Source organism: Methylotenera versatilis 79 (genome assembly GCF_000384375.1).
Lineage (GTDB): Bacteria > Pseudomonadota > Gammaproteobacteria > Burkholderiales > Methylophilaceae > Methylotenera_A > Methylotenera_A versatilis_B.
In genome coordinates this window covers 2477536-2493149 of record NZ_ARVX01000001.1, presented here as the reverse complement: position 1 = coordinate 2493149, position 15614 = coordinate 2477536, and the positions used below count along the sequence as shown (strand labels likewise).

Genomic DNA, 15614 nt, shown 5'->3' with positions numbered 1-15614 from the left:
TGCGTCATTCTCGTCAAATTGAGAATGGATGATAAGTGGTTGATTAAAAAACGCCCCGAATAATCTTGAATCATTAACAGGGCGTTTTTTAGGTGTTTTAATGTGTTAAGTATTTATTTTTTCTGTACTGCGTGGCCACCAAAAGCATTACGCATTAAAGATAACAATTTGTAGCTATAACCATGTTTATCTTGGCTTCTGAAACGCGCTTGCAATGCCACTGTTAACACTGGTGCCGCAACACCTTGTTCAACCGCTTCAACTACTGTCCAGCGACCTTCACCAGAATCCGCGACATACGGAGCGATTGACTCTAATGCCTGATCATTTTTAAGGGCTTCAGCTGTCAGGTCAAGTAACCAGCTACGTACAACAGAACCGTGACGCCATAATTCGGTAATTTGCGCTAAGTCTAAATTGAACTCTTCTTTACCTTTTAATAAATCTAAACCTTCAGCAAATGCTTGCATCATGCCGTATTCGATACCGTTATGTAGCATTTTGGTAAAGTGGCCAGAACCAACTGGACCAACGTGCGCCCAGCCGCGGTCTGCGTGTGTTAAAGCTTGTGCATAAGGTGCCAATACATCTGCAAATTGTTTATCGCCGCCGTACATTAGGCAGTAGCCGTTATCAAGGCCCCAAACGCCACCAGAAGTACCGCAGTCAATAAAGCCGATGCCACTTTCTGCTAACAATGCGCCGCGACGTTGGCTGTGTTTATAATTAGAGTTACCACCATCAACGATGATATCGCCTTTGTTTAATAGCGGGATTAAGTCTTTGATTTGATTTTCGGTAATTTCGCCAGCTGGCAACATTAACCAAACGATTTTTTGTCCTTCTAATTTATTGACAGCATCTTGCACAGACGTAGCTGCAATCATGCCTTCTTTTTCTACTAGATTTGAGACGAATTCTTTGTTGAAGTCAAAACCAACCACTTCAATTTTGTGACGTAATAAACGCGCAGCCATGTTGCCGCCCATTTTGCCTAAGCCTATCATTGCTAATTTCATGCTATTTTTCCTATGGTGTGAGGATGATAAAGGCACCCATCTTATGGATGCGGTGCGATCAAATATTAATAATTTTTTAAGAATTATCTAATTGAGTTGCGTATAATTATAACAAATTTAGGGTTGCTTCTCAAATGCAGAAGCACTGATTAAATATAAAAAAGTTTATTAAAAGCAGAGCAATTTAAGGCTGCTTTTTTCTTTTTTAAAGTTTAGTTCAGGATTATTTTTAGCCTTATATATTTAGTTTTCAATTTCAATTTTTAAAGTTTCAATTAGGTTGGTTTACGATGCAAAACAATTCACTGTCTAACACGCGCTGGCACACTTTCAACTCACAAGATGCAATTAACCAAGCTGCTGTAAAACGTATTTTAGCGGCCGCAGATGAAGCTATTATTAATTACGGTAGTTTTTTAGTGGTATTAGCGGGCGGCAGTACCCCTAAAAGTGTGTATCAATTATTGAGTCAGCAAAACGCAGATTGGGCGAGCTGGCATGTGTATCATAATGATGACCGCTGTTTGCCAGTCGATCATGCAGAGCGTAATAGCAAAATGGCGCGAGATGTTTGGTTGAATCTAGTGGCGATTCCACAAAACCAAATTCACGATATTCCAACTGAATTGGGCAATGTAGAAGGCGCAAAAGCTTACGCGAAAACTTTAAATGGTGTACGCGCGTTTGATTTGGTGATTTTAGGTTTGGGTGAAGATGGCCATACCGCTAGTCTTTTTCCGAATCAAACAGTAGATAACAGCGCAGACGTGGTGCCCGTTTTTGATGCGCCAAAACCGCCAGCAGATCGCGTGACCATGTCCCAGAATCGTTTAAACAACACGCATGAAGTGCTTTTTTTAGTCACTGGCGCTGGTAAACAAGAAGCCGTGGATAATTGGCGTAAAGGTGTGAAAATTCCTGCGACTTTGATTGCGCCTGAAAACGGTGTGGATGTATATTGTTTTGGTGTTGAATTAGCTTAAATTAGTTTGTTAATCAGCTGGCTTGTTAATTAAATCGCTAAGCAACTGTAATTGTTGCTTTTGAATTTCCAGCAGCTCAGACCATTGCCCTTCGCGTAATAAATCGACCTTTTCGTGCAGCAACATAATTTCTAGTTCGGCTTTTAGGTTAACTTCGTAATCATGTTCTGCATTTAAGCGGTCTTTTTCGCTTTGCCTGTTTTGAGACATCAAAATAATCGGCGCTTGAATCGATGCCAGCATGGATAAAAACAAGTTCAATAAAATATAAGGGTAGGGGTCAAACGCGTTATTGTGCGCAATCAAAATGACTGAGTTGAGCACTACCCAGCATATAAGCACAACGCCAAATAAAATAATAAATTTCCAAGAGCCACCAAATTTGGCTACAGCATCCGCTGCACGTTGGCCAAAAGTGAATTCATCATCCAGTTCTTTGGATGGATTTCTTGAAATATGCTGGTGATTCGTTATATAACGTATTACTTTTCGCGCGCGGGAATCTATCGCCTCATCAGTCAATCGATTGATTTTTTCATTAGCTTTATGACTTGAGCTTGCCATAGTTTAAGTGTTTTGAATCACAATATTCGGAAACTTACTGCTATGGTCTAAGCTGGCATTGGCGATTTTAATCGCTGCTTTACGTGCAATTTCTTTGTAAATATTCGCAATTGTTGAATCAGGCGCGTTAATAACAGTTGGTTTGCCATTGTCCGTTTGTTCTCGAATGCTGATATCTAAAGGTAATGAACCAAGTAATTCTACGTTGTAGTCCGCGCACATCTTCGCCGCGCCACCAGTACCGAATATATGTTCCTCATGACCGCAATTACTACAAATATGCGTACTCATGTTTTCTACAATACCCAAAATAGGAATGTTCACTTTTTCAAACATTTTCAAACCTTTGCGCGCATCTAGCAAGGCAATGTCTTGCGGTGTGGTGACGATAATCGCGCCAGTCACTGGGATTTTCTGCGCCAAAGTGAGTTGAATATCGCCAGTGCCAGGCGGCAAATCAATCACCAAGTAATCCAAATCACGCCATTTGGTATCGCGTAATAATTGTTCAAGAGCGCCCGTCACCATTGGCCCGCGCCAAACCATTGGTGTATCGGTATCGACTAAAAAACCAATACTCATCGCTTGAATACCATGCGCCAGCATCGGTTCCATGCTTTTCCCATCCATACTTTCAGGCCGCCCGCTAATGCCCAGCATTTGCGGTTGGCTAGGGCCATAAATATCTGCATCCAGTAACCCGACTGTTGCACCTTCTGCAGCCAAAGCCAGCGCTAAATTGACAGAAGTGGTCGATTTACCCACGCCGCCTTTGCCAGATGCGACAGCGATGATGTTTTTCACATTTGGTAGTAAATTTACACCTTGCTGTACTTTATGCGCAACGATTCGGCTACCAATGTTAACGGTGACTACACCGCCATCAGCCAGCGTTGTAAGATGTTGAGTGACTAATCTTTGCACATCCGCCATCACGCTTTTTGCCGGATAACCTAAAACAATATCCACGCTGATATTGTTCCCATTAATTTGAATATTCTTGGCCGATTTACTGGTGATAAAATCTTTGCCAGTATTTGGGTCAATCAATGTTTTTAGGGCATTTTGAATGGTTAAGTCTGTGAGTGCCATGATGTGTGACGATTCGTTAAAACGCTTATTTTAGCGCAAGGCTGTATTTAAAGCATGCAAGCTTTCAGTTAAACAATACTTAACACTTAAAACACCTTAATTTTTTAAAACAGAGCTTAATTTGCTAAAATAGCGTTTTACCTTAAATCAAAGCAATTTATGGCTCGCAAAATCCTAGTTACTTCTGCTCTACCTTATGCCAACGGCAGTATTCACCTTGGTCATTTGGTTGAATATATTCAAACGGATATATGGGTGCGCTTTCAAAAAATGCAGGGTCATACGGTGCATTACGTTTGTGCAGATGACACGCATGGCACGCCGATTATGCTGCGCGCAGAAAAAGAGGGCATTACGCCTGAAGCTTTAATTGCCAACGTGCATAAAGAACATAGTGCAGACTTTGCGGAATTTTTGGTGGATTTCGATAATTATTACTCCACCAATGCGCCTGAGAATAAAGAATTATCACAAACGATTTATCGCAAATTAAAAGACAACGGCAAAATCGCGACAAAAACAATTGAACAGTTTTTTGACCCTGTTAAAAATATGTTCCTGCCAGACCGCTTTATTAAAGGTGAGTGTCCGAAATGCCATGCGAAAGATCAATATGGCGATAACTGTGAAGTATGCGGCGCAACTTATAATCCGACTGAATTGATTAATGCGTATTCAGCGGTTTCTGGCGCCGCGCCAGTGCGTAAAGAAACCGAACATTACTTTTTCAAGCTTTCAGAATGTGAAGCGTTTTTAAAAGAATGGACGCGTTCTGGTGCTGGTACTAATAAAGCCACGTTGCAAGGTGAAGCAGCCAATAAAATGGGCGAGTGGTTTGAGAATGGCCTAAACGATTGGGATATTTCACGCGATGCGCCTTATTTTGGTTTCGAAATTCCCGATGCGCCCGGTAAGTACTTCTATGTTTGGCTGGACGCACCGATTGGCTATATGGCCAGTTTCAAAAAGCTGTGCGCTGCTAAAGGCTTGGATTTTGACGAATATTGGAAAGCGGATTCAACGACTGAGCTTTACCATTTTATTGGTAAAGATATTTTGTATTTCCACGCTTTATTCTGGCCTGCAACGCTTGAATATAGTGGACACCGCAAACCAACCAAGATTTTCGCGCACGGTTTTTTAACTGTTAACGGCGAAAAAATGAGTAAGTCGCGCGGTACGTTTATTACTGCGCGTAGTTATTTAGATCATATTAAAAATCCAGAATATTTGCGCTATTACTACGCAGCTAAATTGAATAGCACGATGGAAGATATCGATTTGAATTTAGAAGATTTTGTGGCGCGCGTGAATAGTGATTTGGTGGGTAAATACATCAATATTGCCAGCCGTACCGCAGGGTTTATTAACAAGCGCTTCGCAGGAAAATTGCAGCCATCCAATCAAAATGCTGTTATTGCAGAATTGCAAACAGCCGCAAATATTATTTCAAACGCGTATGAAGAGCGTGAATATGGCAAAGCGTTGCGTGAAATTATGCGCTTGGCAGATATTGCTAATGGTTATGTTGCTGAAAAAGCGCCGTGGGTGATGGCGAAGCAAGAAGGGCAAGATGTTGCTTTGCAGCAAGTATGTTCTGATGCGTTGGAAATGTTTAGATTGCTAACTTTGTACCTAAAACCAGTGTTGCCAGATTTGGCTGCTGAGATTGAAAAGTTCCTTAATATTGCACCATTAGACTGGGATAGTGTTGGTACATCTTTGATTAACCAACAGACTATTAATGCTTATGACCATTTGATTACGCGTATTGATCCTAAGCTGATTGAAGCCATGACGGAAGCTAACAAAGAAAACTTAACTGCAATACCTGCTGTAGCGCAAGCGCCAATAGTAGAGGTAGCCGCACAACCGGAAGCCGAATATATCAGCATTGATGATTTTACTAAGGTTGATTTACGCATCGCTAAAATTGTTAACGCAGAACATGTAGAAGGCGCTGAAAAGTTACTCAAATTAACTTTGGATATTGGCGAAGAAAAGCCGCGACAAGTATTTGCAGGCATTAAATCAGCTTATGATCCAGCGACTTTAGTCGGACGAAATACCGTGATGGTGGCAAACTTAGCACCACGCAAAATGAAGTTTGGCATGAGTGAAGGCATGGTGTTAGCCGCTAGTGATGAACGCGGTGGGCCTTATATTCTAAGTCCAGATAATGGCGCGCAAGCGGGTATGCGTGTTAAATAGTTTTTCATCATTTGTTTGTAGGAAAACGCTGACATTCAATGTCGGTGTTATCTGATTTGTAAATTTTTTTTATCTTGTAATATATGTGCGAAACAAAGCATTGGCTTTGTAGCACTTAAAAGGAGCATGTTGTGAAAGGTATCTCTATTCAGTTTTTGTTTGCTTTGTTATTTTCAAGCCAAGTAATGGCGGCAGATAGCAACGCTAAAACAGCTATAGGCGGTGGTTTAGGTGCTGCTGCGGGTACTGCAATTGGTAGCGTTGTCGGTGGTAGTACTGGTGAAGTTGTCGGTGGTGCCGTAGGCGGCGGCTTGGGTGGCGCAGTAACTACCAAGGGTGAAGGCCAAGCTGGAGCAGTAATTGGAGGTGCAGCTGGCGGTGCAGGCGGTGCTTACGTAGGTCGTAAAGTAAGTGGTAGCACAACAGGTGCGGTAGTGGGTTCGGGCTTAGGTGGCGCAGGTGGCGCAGTGGTTGGTAAAGTTATTGATGAACCTAGCCCTAAAGTAAGTAACAATCATAACTACAAATATAAAAACAAACATAAACACGGTAAAGGTCACAATAAACATAAGCATCAGGGCCATGATGATTAATTAAATAGTAGTAAGATAAAAGCCCGCGAAAGCGGGCTTTTTAATGATGAAGAACTTCTAAATATTGAAGGGCTACTTTAAGTCTTAAAGTGATTCAGTTTATTCTTTCTTTTCAGTATCTGTTTTTTTCGCTTTTGCAGGTTTTTTCGCTTTAGCTGGTTTATCTTCTTTGGTTTTCGCTTCTGCTGATTTTACTAAACTAGTATCTTTTGCTGCATCAGCTTTAGTTTCTTTAGCTTTTGGTTCTTTTTTAGCTTTAGTTGTTTTTACATCGCCCGTTTTTGATTCAGCGGATTTTACTAAGCTAGCATCTTTCGCTGGTTTTGCATCTTTTGCTATATCACTTTTCGCTTTTGTATCAGCCTTAGTTTTTTTAGCTTTTGCATCACCGGTTTTTGATTCTGCTGCTTTAACTAAACTAGTATCTTTTGCAACTGGCGCTACAGCAGTGGTTTTGCCGCTAACAGCCACATCTTTACGTACGTTTTGCAATGTAATTGCACCAACACCATCCACTTTTTCAAGATCATCTACCGATTTAAAGTTACCATTCTTTTTACGATAATCAATAATCGCTTGCGCTTTTACTGGACCGATTCCATTTAAAGACTCTAATTCTTGTTGTGTAGCGGTATTTAAGTTAACAGCAGCAAGTGCATTAAAACTAAATGCAAGGCTAGCAAGTAAGGCGATTAATATTTTTTTCATTTGTTTTACCCCTAAGTTAAGTATGGTTGACGAGCACTCTCATCAACGTTAGTGTACTGTTTTCGTTGACTAAGTGCTAGTTACAAACTTATTTTTATAGGCTATGCAAATGCCTGAATTTCTTGATTGATGGCAATTAACGCATCAATAGGATTGACTGCTTGCGTAATTGGGCGACCTATTACCAAATAACTGGCGCCAGCGGTTAACGCTTGTGTTGGCGTTAATATGCGCGTTTGATCATCTTTATTTGCGCTTGCAGGCCGAATGCCTGGTGTGATCAACAGAAAGTCTTGCGGTAAATGATGTTTCAATAGTTCGGCTTCTAATGCTGAACAAACTACTCCATGTAGGCCAGCAAGTTGTGATAGCTTTGCTAGCTTAAGCACTTGATTTTCAATATTATTTTCAATGCCAATTTCATTTAGATTGGCTTGGCTCATACTCGTCAGCACCGTCACGGCGATTAAATAAGGCGAATACTTGCTTTTATTAACACCTTCTAACGCCGCTTGCATCATTGCAGTTCCGCCGCTGGCATGAACGTTTAACATCCATACGCCCAAATTGCTTGCTGCTTCGCAGGCTTTTGCAACTGTATTGGGGATGTCATGGAATTTTAAATCTAAAAAAACTTGGAAGTTTTTAGCGATTAACTTTTCCACCAATTGCGGGCCAGCGGCAGTAAACAGTTCTTTGCCCACTTTAAGTTTACATAAGCTGGAATCAAGTTGATTAACAAGATTAAGTGCGCCTGCTGCATCGGCATAATCCAGCGCGACAATGATTTTAGAATCGATCATTTGGTTTAACTTTACAGATTTAATTTTTACGAATTAGTTTTCTTTACGGTCATTTCACGCTGCATCATCTCAGATGGTTCTGCCGGTAATGATTCCCAAGCGTTACAAGCAGGGCATTGCCAGTGATATTGTTTGGCACGAAATCCGCATTGATTACAATGATAAGCCGCGCGATTGCCAATTGCATTGCGTACCGTTTGTTGCATTAATTGCACATCTTGGTTATTCACGTCATCCGCCATTGCTCGCGCTTGTAGCAATTGATCTAAAGTGCTTAAGCTAGGCTGACGGATTAACTCGTTACGCGCAAGTTTGGCTGCTTTGTCTGCACCTTCTTCGGCTAATGTTGCTTGATATAAAACAGACATCAACGAAGGGAGTTTGTAGGTTTCAATATAGGTATTTAATTGCGCCAAACCTTCTTTTAGATGGATTCCAATGCCTGCATTCTCAGTATTTTCACTATCTAAAGCGCGATAACTTTTTAGCATTTTGCTGGCTACTAACCCTAAATATTCTGGCTGTTGAAATTCGATGCGTTTCCAATAGGATATTGCGACTTGATGTTGATTCGCACTGGCGGCAATATCGCCTAACAGTACATTGGCGCGAATACAGTTTTTATTCGCATCTAAGGCTAATGCTAACTGGCTATGTGCCGCATCCGCGTTTTGCGTGATGATGTGATTCATGGCGATTTCACAGTAATATTGCGCGATTTCTTTTCTGAATGGCACGCCAGATAAACGCTCTAGTTCCGTTGCCGTTGTAATCGCTTGCGCCCATTCGCGCTCACGCACGTAAATCTCTAACAATGCACGCAGCGCAGGCTGACGATAGCGCTGATCTTCTAAACCTTTAAATAACTCTTCGGCGCGGTCAAACAAACCTGCTTTTAAGTAATCTTGTGCGAGCTCTGCTTTTACTGCATTTTTTTGCGGGTCAGTTAACTCTTTTTTATCAAGCAAATTGATATGGAGATTGATCGCGCGCTCTGTTTCGCCAGTACGTCTAAATAAACTACCTAAGGCGAAATGCAATTCTAGTGAATCGCTATTGGCTATAACGGCTTCAGAAAAAGCTTCAACGGCCTTGTCGTGCTGATCGCTGATTAAAAAGTTCAGGCCTTTAAAGTAGGCGGCGGGTAGAGTTGTGGATTCTGAAAGTAATTGCCGAATATCGACACGCGCGGCAATCCAGCCTAAAGTAAAAAACAGCGGTAAAACTAACAGCCACCAATATTCAAATTCTATCATCATCAATCTTGCACCAATTATATAAAGGCATTTTACCCAAGCTTAAGCTTAATGACTAATCATTGTACGAATTACGTTAAAAGTAACGACAGTATTGAATGAAATAAGCGGAATTAAATACAAAACGGCGCATAATTTGCGCCGTTTTGTATTACTCATATCGATGTTAATTTAAGTCGCAGAATCAACGCGATCGCGTAACTCTTTACCTGCTTTAAAGTGTGGTACATGTTTTGCAGGTACCTGTACTTTACTGCCAGTTTTTGGATTGCGACCTAAACGAGGAGGGCGATAATTCAAACTAAAACTACCAAACCCTCTAATTTCGATACGCTCACCAGTCGATAAGTTATCAGTCATTGCGTCTAAAATTGCTTTAACTGATAACTCAGCGTCTTTCACAACAAGTTGTGGAAAACGCTCTGCTAATAAATTAATTAATTCTGATTTTGTCATGGCTTATAGTTGCCTTTAATTTAGCTTAATATGTTTTAAATTAATATCGATTAACATCAAACTAGCTTAGTTTTACTAATTAACTTATTTCTTGCTATCCATTTTTGCTTTTAATAAAGCGCCAAGGTTAGTCGTACCAGCTGCTGCTGCATCATCTTCAGCTTTAGTACTGCTATCTTCAGCTTTGGTTTTTGCTTTGGCTTTTGGTTTTGCTGCTTTATCATCGTTGCTAGATGAAGGTGTAGCACCTGATGGATCTTCTGTCAGTTGTTTAACACCAAGAGAGATACGTTCTTTTTCAACATCGATTGCTAAAATAACTGCGCTTAACTCGTCACCTTTTTTGAAGTTACGAATCGCTTCTTCGCCAGTTTGTGTCCAAGATAAGTCAGACAAATGCACTAAACCATCAATGCCACCAGCTAGGCCAATAAATACGCCGAAGTCAGTGATTGATTTAATTTGACCAGAAACTTTGTCATTTTTAGCGTGAGTCGCAGAGAAATCATCCCAAGGGTTGGCTTTACACTGTTTCATACCTAATGATAAACGACGACGATCTTCGTCGATCTCAAGAATCATCACTTCAACTTCGTCGCCTAATTGAGCGATTTTGCCGGGGTGAATGTTTTTGTTAGTCCAATCCATTTCAGAAACGTGTACCAAACCTTCAATGCCTGGTTCTACTTCAACGAATGCGCCATAGTCAGTAATGTTTGAAACTTTACCGAATAAGCGTGTGCTCACTGGATAACGGCGAGTCAATGCAACCCATGGGTCATCGCCTAATTGTTTGATACCTAATGAAACGCGGTTTTTCTCTTGATCGAATTTTAAGATTTTTGCTTCAACTTCTTCACCAACTGTTAGCACTTCTGATGGGTGCTTAACGCGACGCCATGCTAAATCAGTAATGTGTAGTAAGCCATCAATGCCGCCCAAGTCAACGAATGCGCCATAATCAGTAATGTTTTTAACGATACCTTTAATGATCGCGCCTTCTTGCAATGTGCCCATCAATGCTTCGCGGTCTGCACCCATGCTAACTTCCATCACAGCACGGCGAGAAACCACGATATTGTTACGTTTGCGGTCAAGCTTGATTACTTTGAAGTCCCACTCTTTATTTTCGAAAGGAGTAGTGTCTTTTACTGGGCGAATATCAACCAATGAACCTGGCAAGAAAGCCATGATGCCATTAACTGAAACGCGTAAGCCGCCTTTAACACGGCTAGATACGAAACCTTTAACTACGCGGCCTTCGTTCATTGCGTCTTCTAAATCAAGCCAAGCTTCCATTTTCTTCGCTTTTTCGCGAGAAAGCTGAGTTGAACCAAAGCCATCTTCTAATTTTTCGATACATACTTTTACAAAGTCGCCAACGGCCACTTCAAGCTCACCTTGAGCATTTTTGAATTCTGCAGCATCAATGACGCTTTCAGATTTTAAACCAGCATTAACAATTACGTGATCGCTATCAATAAAGATAACTTCTGCGGTGATCACTTCACCGGAACGCATTTCCTGACGTGCCAAGCTTTCTTCAAAAAGCGCGGCGAAAGATTCCATCGATGATGGAGAAGTAGAAGTAGAAGCCATTAAAAAGAGTTACCTAAAAAATTACTTAAAGCCATTTTCAAATTACGATTGAAAAACCACATTAAGCGTTCCCACCTAGCAGTGGGGCAGTTATTAAACGTTAAATCAAACAATCATATTGTTTTAAACTTAACACGAATCGTGCATGTTACACAAAAAATAGCATCTGTTCAATGACTTAATGACTTTTTAATGCCAATAATTGCTGTTTTTTTTTGGTTTTTTACTGAGTTTTTTGGTGCGCATTTAAAACGAATTCTACCGCTTGCTCTATGTTGCGATTCGTCGTGTCTAATAGTAGTGCATCTGCCGTTTGAACCAGCGGCGCAGCACTGCGCTGACGATCACGGCTATCACGCAATTGTAAGTCTGCTAAAATTTGACTGTAATCAGCCGTTAAGCCCTTGTTAATCAGTTGTTTGTAACGGCGTTCTGCGCGTATTTCTACATCGGCAGTTAAAAAGATCTTCAATTGCGCATCGGTAAAAATCACAGAACCCATATCGCGACCATCTCCAACCAAGCCAGGTACTTGGCGAAAACTACGCTGCAAGTTTAATAGCGCATCACGCACAGGCGGGTGAATGGCAACTTCTGATGCGCCGCGACTCATTTCTTCGCTTCTAACCGCTTCGGTAATGCGTTCACCATTCAAATAAATGTCACCTTTGGTAAATTGTATATGAAGTTTTTTTGCCAACTCACCCAGTGCATCTGCTTGATTCCATGCAATATTATTTTTATTGGCAGCAAATGCGACGATTCGATATAAAGCACCAGAATCCAAGTAATGAAATCCGAGTTTTTCTGCTACGCGCTCGGCAACAGTGCCTTTTCCACTGGCAGAAGGGCCGTCAATGGTAATAACAGAAATAGGCGCGTTACTCATAAATAAAACTTATCGATAATATTTTAATAATCAATTGGATTAAATTTCTGATGGAATAATAATGGTTTCAACTTTTTAGGAGTACAGCATGGCTAAAACAATTTCATTCGCAATTTTACACTTTGCCGTTGCATTTACGGTAGGTTATTTGTTAACTGGCAGCGCGATGGTTGGCGGTTTGTTGGCAATTATCGAACCCGCTTGCAATACGGTAGTTTTCTACTTTCACGAGAAAGCTTGGAAAAAATTCGAGCAAAATAATCCAGAAAAATATGCAAAAACCGTGAAATTGGGCTGGTTACATATGCATTAACTGAACAGATTAATTCATGATTTATCGCTTACTTAACCCATTTAATTTGCCCATTTAACTGACTAGTTTCTTAAATTCCTCAAAATAATTGGGGAAAGTTTTCGCCACGCAATTAGGGTCATTAATGGTAATCGGCACGCCACCTAAACTGACTAAAGAAAAACACATCGCCATACGGTGATCATCGTAAGTGTCGATGACAGCATTTGGCGTTAGTTTTTCGGGCGGTGTAATGGTTAAGTAATCTATACCTTCTTCTACAATCGCGCCAACTTTACGTAATTCAGTTGCCATTGCAGTTAAACGATCTGTTTCTTTTACGCGCCAACTGGCGATATTGCGCAAAGTAGTTGTGCCATCTGCAAATAAAGCCAGTATTGCCAAAGTCATCGCGGCATCTGGAATATGGTTGCAGTCTAAATTTATTGCTTGAAGCTTAACATCAGGAGCTAAGCTTGATTCCATCCTGTTATCAAACCAACTGATATTTCCGCCCATATAGCTTAACGGTATAGTTGTATATAAAGGCTCAGTTTTATCTGGGTCCAGAGCATAAGCAAATTTTACATCGCCCTGAATACTATCTTTACTAATTCCAATAACACTTACTGGGCCACCGCCTATTACTCCCGCAGCAAGAAAATAAGATGCTGATGAAGCATCGCCTTCAACAAAATATCGACTTATACTTTTATAGCTACTATTTGCTGATACAGTAAAACGTTGCCAACCTTCGCGCTCAACTATTACACCAAATTTTGCCATTAAGTTAAGCGTGATTTCAATATAAGGTTTAGAAATCAGCTCGCCGATAACCTCAATCGTTGTTTGTTGACCACTTAATGGTAAAGCCATCAATAAGGCAGTCAAAAACTGACTTGATACATCACCACGAATTTGAATTGCTTGCTTTAAGTCTAATGTGGTTGGCGAAATATTCAAAGGTGGAAAGCCTGCATTTCCAGCGTAGTTGATATTTGCGCCCGCTTGACGTAGCGCATCGACTAAATCGCCGATTGGTCGCTCATGCATGCGCGCTACGCCACTTAAATTGTAATGTCCGCCAGATATTGCCAGCGCAGCAGTTAACGGCCGAAAAGCGGTACCGGCGTTGCCTAAAAATAAGGATGCATTTTTATTAGGGAAGTTTCCGCCACAGCCAGTAACACGCCAAGTATTTTTGGCGATATTCTCACAATTAACCCCTAATTTCGCTAAAGATTCCAGCATGCGATTGGTATCATCAGAATCCAATAAATCATGAATCTCAGTGACGCCATCAGCTAACGCGGCCAACAACAAGGTGCGATTCGAAATACTTTTTGAGCCGGGCAATGTCATACTGCCTTGTGCGTGGCTGGCGGCAGGTAAGTGTAGTTGTTCCATTAACGATTTTCTTTAATCTATTTTTTTGCGGATTTATTGTTATTGGTTATTGATTCTGTTTTGCCCAGTTGTTGCGCGCTACACTTGCACGTTCAAATAAAGCTTGTAATCCCGCACCATCTTCATTTTCAAGCAATTGTTTTAATTGACTTAATTCTAGTTGATAAGCACTTAACTCATTTAATAGCGCCGTTTTATTGGCTAAACTAATATCGCGCCACATTTCTGGATGGCTGCCGGCAATACGTGTGAAATCTCTAAAACCGCTGGCGGCAAAACTGAATAATTGCGCAGCATTTGGTCGTGCTGCTATGTCATCCACCAAGGCAAATGCCAGCAAATGCGGTAAATGGCTAACTGCTGCAAAAATACTATCATGATTTTCTGCAGACATTTGGCTGACGTTTGCGCCACATGCTTGCCAAAGCTGTGTCACGCTCGTAATGGCGTCATTGCTGGTTTCTGCATTGGGAGTTAACACAATATTTTTGTTAATAAATAGATCGACTTTTGCCGCCTCAACGCCTGATTTTTCTGCGCCCGCAATCGGATGGCCGCCAACAAATTGATTGAACTGCTTACCTAAAACGGCTTTTGCGCAGGCTAATACATCACCTTTGGTACTGCCAGCATCCGTAATCACGGTTTGGCTATTTAAATGCGGTTTAATGCTTTGTAAAATGCTGGTAGTTTGTGCGACTGGCGCGGCGATTAATATGAGATCCGCACCGTTTAAAGCCTTGGAAATGTCAGTTTCTGCGCTATCAATCACACCTAGTTTTAAGGCGTCATTTAAGCTTGATTTTGTACGGCCAACGCCAACAATATGCGCAGTAAATCGTGCTTTTTTCAAAGCCAATGCAACTGAGCCACCAATCAAGCCCACACCAAAGATAACGAGTTTTTTCACAGCGAAAGTTTTCTGAAAATAGCTTAAAAATCAAAAAACACGATTGTAGCATGTGGCGCTTTGCAGAATAATTCAGCAAAAGGCTTTTTTGTTAGCCCATAGTTTTAATTCACAGCCATTCACCATCAATCAGCTTTTCTTGCGGGTTAAACTTTTGCTTGTACGCCATTTTTGGGCTGTCTTGTATCCAGTAACCCAAATATAGATAAGGTAAATTGAACCTTTTCGTCCATTCGGCTAACCACATAATGCTATAAGTTCCATAACTGGCTTTGGTTTCAAGCGCATCGTAAAACGTATAAACCGCAGAAACGCCATCTTTGACCACATCAATCACGCTGACGATTTTGACTTGATTATTGGTATCTCTAAATTCAATCATCAGAGATTCCACATTGCTTTGGCATAAAAATTGACGATATTGCTCTTCGTCATCCTTTGCTTCGGTCGCGTTTTCATCATAATGCCGCAGCGATTGATAACTGTTATAAAGCTCAAAATGGTCTTGGTTATAATGCAATTGCAATACTTCTGCAGTTAGATCGGCATGTTGTTTGTAAGCGCGTTTTTGGCCGCGAGTAGGCACAAATTCGCTTAACACTAATCGCACAGCAATGCAGGCGCGGCAATTTTCGCAATGTGGCCTGTAGGCAAATTTTCCGCTACGTCTAAAGCCTTGGCTGATTAATCCGCTGTAAATATTGGCATCGATTAAATGTTGAGGTGAAGCGATTAAACTTTGTGCGAGTTTGTTGGGCAGATAGCCGCATTTGTACGGCGTGGTGACGTAAAACTGTAGTTTATGCAGTGGCTTTTCATTCGGTAAGCTCAT

The 15614-nt window shown here is 41.1% G+C and carries 16 protein-coding genes; 4 read left to right on the top strand and 12 right to left on the bottom strand.

Annotated features, from left to right (window positions below; genetic code table 11):
- Window positions 1–113 precede the first annotated feature (113 nt).
- Entirely contained in the window at window positions 114–1019 is a 906-nt protein-coding gene (gene gnd / locus METVE_RS0112020) for a phosphogluconate dehydrogenase (NAD(+)-dependent, decarboxylating) (protein ID WP_020168738.1), read from the bottom strand.
- A gap of 290 nt (window positions 1020–1309) precedes the next feature.
- Here gnd and pgl point away from each other — a divergent pair, with 290 nt between their 5' ends.
- The gene (pgl, locus tag METVE_RS0112015) at window positions 1310–2002 is read left to right on the top strand and encodes a 6-phosphogluconolactonase (protein ID WP_020168737.1); all 693 of its coding nucleotides are present in this window, start codon (window positions 1310–1312) and stop codon (window positions 2000–2002) included.
- Window positions 2003–2011: 9 nt separating this feature from the next.
- Here the strand turns inward: pgl and METVE_RS0112010 are convergent, their stop codons facing one another.
- On the bottom strand, window positions 2012–2566 hold the full coding sequence (locus tag METVE_RS0112010) for a DUF1003 domain-containing protein (RefSeq protein ID WP_020168736.1): 555 nt from the start codon (window positions 2564–2566) through the stop codon (window positions 2012–2014).
- 3 nt (window positions 2567–2569) lie between these two features.
- Window positions 2570–3658 carry an iron-sulfur cluster carrier protein ApbC gene (apbC, locus tag METVE_RS0112005; RefSeq protein WP_020168735.1) on the bottom strand — a complete coding sequence of 363 codons (1089 nt, stop codon included), beginning with the start codon at window positions 3656–3658 and terminating at the stop codon, window positions 2570–2572.
- 159 nt (window positions 3659–3817) lie between these two features.
- On the opposite strand from apbC, the gene metG reads away from it, so the two are divergent.
- Window positions 3818–5869 carry a methionine--tRNA ligase gene (metG, locus tag METVE_RS0112000; RefSeq protein WP_020168734.1) on the top strand — a complete coding sequence of 684 codons (2052 nt, stop codon included), beginning with the start codon at window positions 3818–3820 and terminating at the stop codon, window positions 5867–5869.
- A 131-nt stretch (window positions 5870–6000) separates the two neighbouring features.
- Window positions 6001–6462, top strand: a complete 462-nt coding sequence (locus METVE_RS0111995) for a glycine zipper domain-containing protein (RefSeq protein WP_020168733.1) — start codon at window positions 6001–6003, stop codon at window positions 6460–6462.
- A gap of 99 nt (window positions 6463–6561) precedes the next feature.
- Here METVE_RS0111995 and METVE_RS0111990 read toward each other — a convergent pair whose 3' ends face one another.
- The 6 genes from METVE_RS0111990 to cmk all read right to left on the bottom strand — a co-directional run bounded on the left by METVE_RS0111990 (window position 6562) and on the right by cmk (window position 12173).
- The gene (locus METVE_RS0111990; RefSeq protein WP_020168732.1) at window positions 6562–7170 is read right to left on the bottom strand and encodes a ComEA family DNA-binding protein; all 609 of its coding nucleotides are present in this window, start codon (window positions 7168–7170) and stop codon (window positions 6562–6564) included.
- A 101-nt stretch (window positions 7171–7271) separates the two neighbouring features.
- Window positions 7272–7973: an orotidine-5'-phosphate decarboxylase gene (gene pyrF, locus METVE_RS0111985; RefSeq protein WP_020168731.1), complete on the bottom strand. Its 702-nt coding sequence runs from the start codon at window positions 7971–7973 to the stop codon at window positions 7272–7274.
- 26 nt (window positions 7974–7999) lie between these two features.
- Complete coding sequence (lapB, locus tag METVE_RS0111980; RefSeq protein WP_020168730.1) at window positions 8000–9232, bottom strand: lipopolysaccharide assembly protein LapB; 1233 nt, start codon at window positions 9230–9232, stop codon at window positions 8000–8002.
- 168 nt (window positions 9233–9400) lie between these two features.
- Window positions 9401–9685, bottom strand: coding sequence for an integration host factor subunit beta (locus METVE_RS0111975; RefSeq protein WP_020168729.1), 285 nt, complete (start codon window positions 9683–9685; stop codon window positions 9401–9403).
- 84 nt (window positions 9686–9769) lie between these two features.
- Entirely contained in the window at window positions 9770–11284 is a 1515-nt protein-coding gene (gene rpsA, locus METVE_RS0111970; protein WP_020168728.1) for a 30S ribosomal protein S1, read from the bottom strand.
- Between the two features lie 223 nt (window positions 11285–11507).
- The gene (gene cmk / locus METVE_RS0111965) at window positions 11508–12173 is read right to left on the bottom strand and encodes a (d)CMP kinase (protein ID WP_020168727.1); all 666 of its coding nucleotides are present in this window, start codon (window positions 12171–12173) and stop codon (window positions 11508–11510) included.
- Between the two features lie 88 nt (window positions 12174–12261).
- On the opposite strand from cmk, the gene METVE_RS0111960 reads away from it, so the two are divergent.
- Window positions 12262–12486: a DUF2061 domain-containing protein gene (locus METVE_RS0111960; RefSeq protein WP_020168726.1), complete on the top strand. Its 225-nt coding sequence runs from the start codon at window positions 12262–12264 to the stop codon at window positions 12484–12486.
- Between the two features lie 54 nt (window positions 12487–12540).
- Here METVE_RS0111960 and aroA read toward each other — a convergent pair whose 3' ends face one another.
- From aroA to METVE_RS0111945, 3 genes are all read right to left on the bottom strand, one after another.
- On the bottom strand, window positions 12541–13872 hold the full coding sequence (aroA, locus tag METVE_RS0111955) for a 3-phosphoshikimate 1-carboxyvinyltransferase (protein ID WP_020168725.1): 1332 nt from the start codon (window positions 13870–13872) through the stop codon (window positions 12541–12543).
- Window positions 13873–13918: 46 nt separating this feature from the next.
- The gene (locus METVE_RS0111950; RefSeq protein ID WP_020168724.1) at window positions 13919–14782 is read right to left on the bottom strand and encodes a prephenate dehydrogenase; all 864 of its coding nucleotides are present in this window, start codon (window positions 14780–14782) and stop codon (window positions 13919–13921) included.
- Between the two features lie 109 nt (window positions 14783–14891).
- Window positions 14892–15614, bottom strand: coding sequence for an arginyltransferase (locus METVE_RS0111945; protein ID WP_020168723.1), 723 nt, complete (start codon window positions 15612–15614; stop codon window positions 14892–14894).

Excerpts from the sequence above, each read along its gene's own strand:
- gnd (WP_020168738.1), bottom strand. The coding sequence starts at position 1,019 with ATGAAATTAGCAATGATAGGCTTAGGCAAAATGGGCGGCAACATGGCT.
- pgl (WP_020168737.1), top strand. The coding sequence starts at position 1,310 with ATGCAAAACAATTCACTGTCTAACACGCGCTGGCACACTTTCAACTCA.
- METVE_RS0112010 (WP_020168736.1), bottom strand. The coding sequence starts at position 2,566 with ATGGCAAGCTCAAGTCATAAAGCTAATGAAAAAATCAATCGATTGACT.
- apbC (WP_020168735.1), bottom strand. The coding sequence starts at position 3,658 with ATGGCACTCACAGACTTAACCATTCAAAATGCCCTAAAAACATTGATT.
- metG (WP_020168734.1), top strand. The coding sequence starts at position 3,818 with ATGGCTCGCAAAATCCTAGTTACTTCTGCTCTACCTTATGCCAACGGC.
- METVE_RS0111990 (WP_020168732.1), bottom strand. The coding sequence starts at position 7,170 with ATGAAAAAAATATTAATCGCCTTACTTGCTAGCCTTGCATTTAGTTTT.
- pyrF (WP_020168731.1), bottom strand. The coding sequence starts at position 7,973 with ATGATCGATTCTAAAATCATTGTCGCGCTGGATTATGCCGATGCAGCA.
- lapB (WP_020168730.1), bottom strand. The coding sequence starts at position 9,232 with ATGATGATAGAATTTGAATATTGGTGGCTGTTAGTTTTACCGCTGTTT.
- METVE_RS0111975 (WP_020168729.1), bottom strand. The coding sequence starts at position 9,685 with ATGACAAAATCAGAATTAATTAATTTATTAGCAGAGCGTTTTCCACAA.
- rpsA (WP_020168728.1), bottom strand. The coding sequence starts at position 11,284 with ATGGCTTCTACTTCTACTTCTCCATCATCGATGGAATCTTTCGCCGCG.
- cmk (WP_020168727.1), bottom strand. The coding sequence starts at position 12,173 with ATGAGTAACGCGCCTATTTCTGTTATTACCATTGACGGCCCTTCTGCC.
- METVE_RS0111960 (WP_020168726.1), top strand. The coding sequence starts at position 12,262 with ATGGCTAAAACAATTTCATTCGCAATTTTACACTTTGCCGTTGCATTT.
- aroA (WP_020168725.1), bottom strand. The coding sequence starts at position 13,872 with ATGGAACAACTACACTTACCTGCCGCCAGCCACGCACAAGGCAGTATG.
- METVE_RS0111945 (WP_020168723.1), bottom strand. The coding sequence starts at position 15,614 with ATGAGCTTACCGAATGAAAAGCCACTGCATAAACTACAGTTTTACGTC.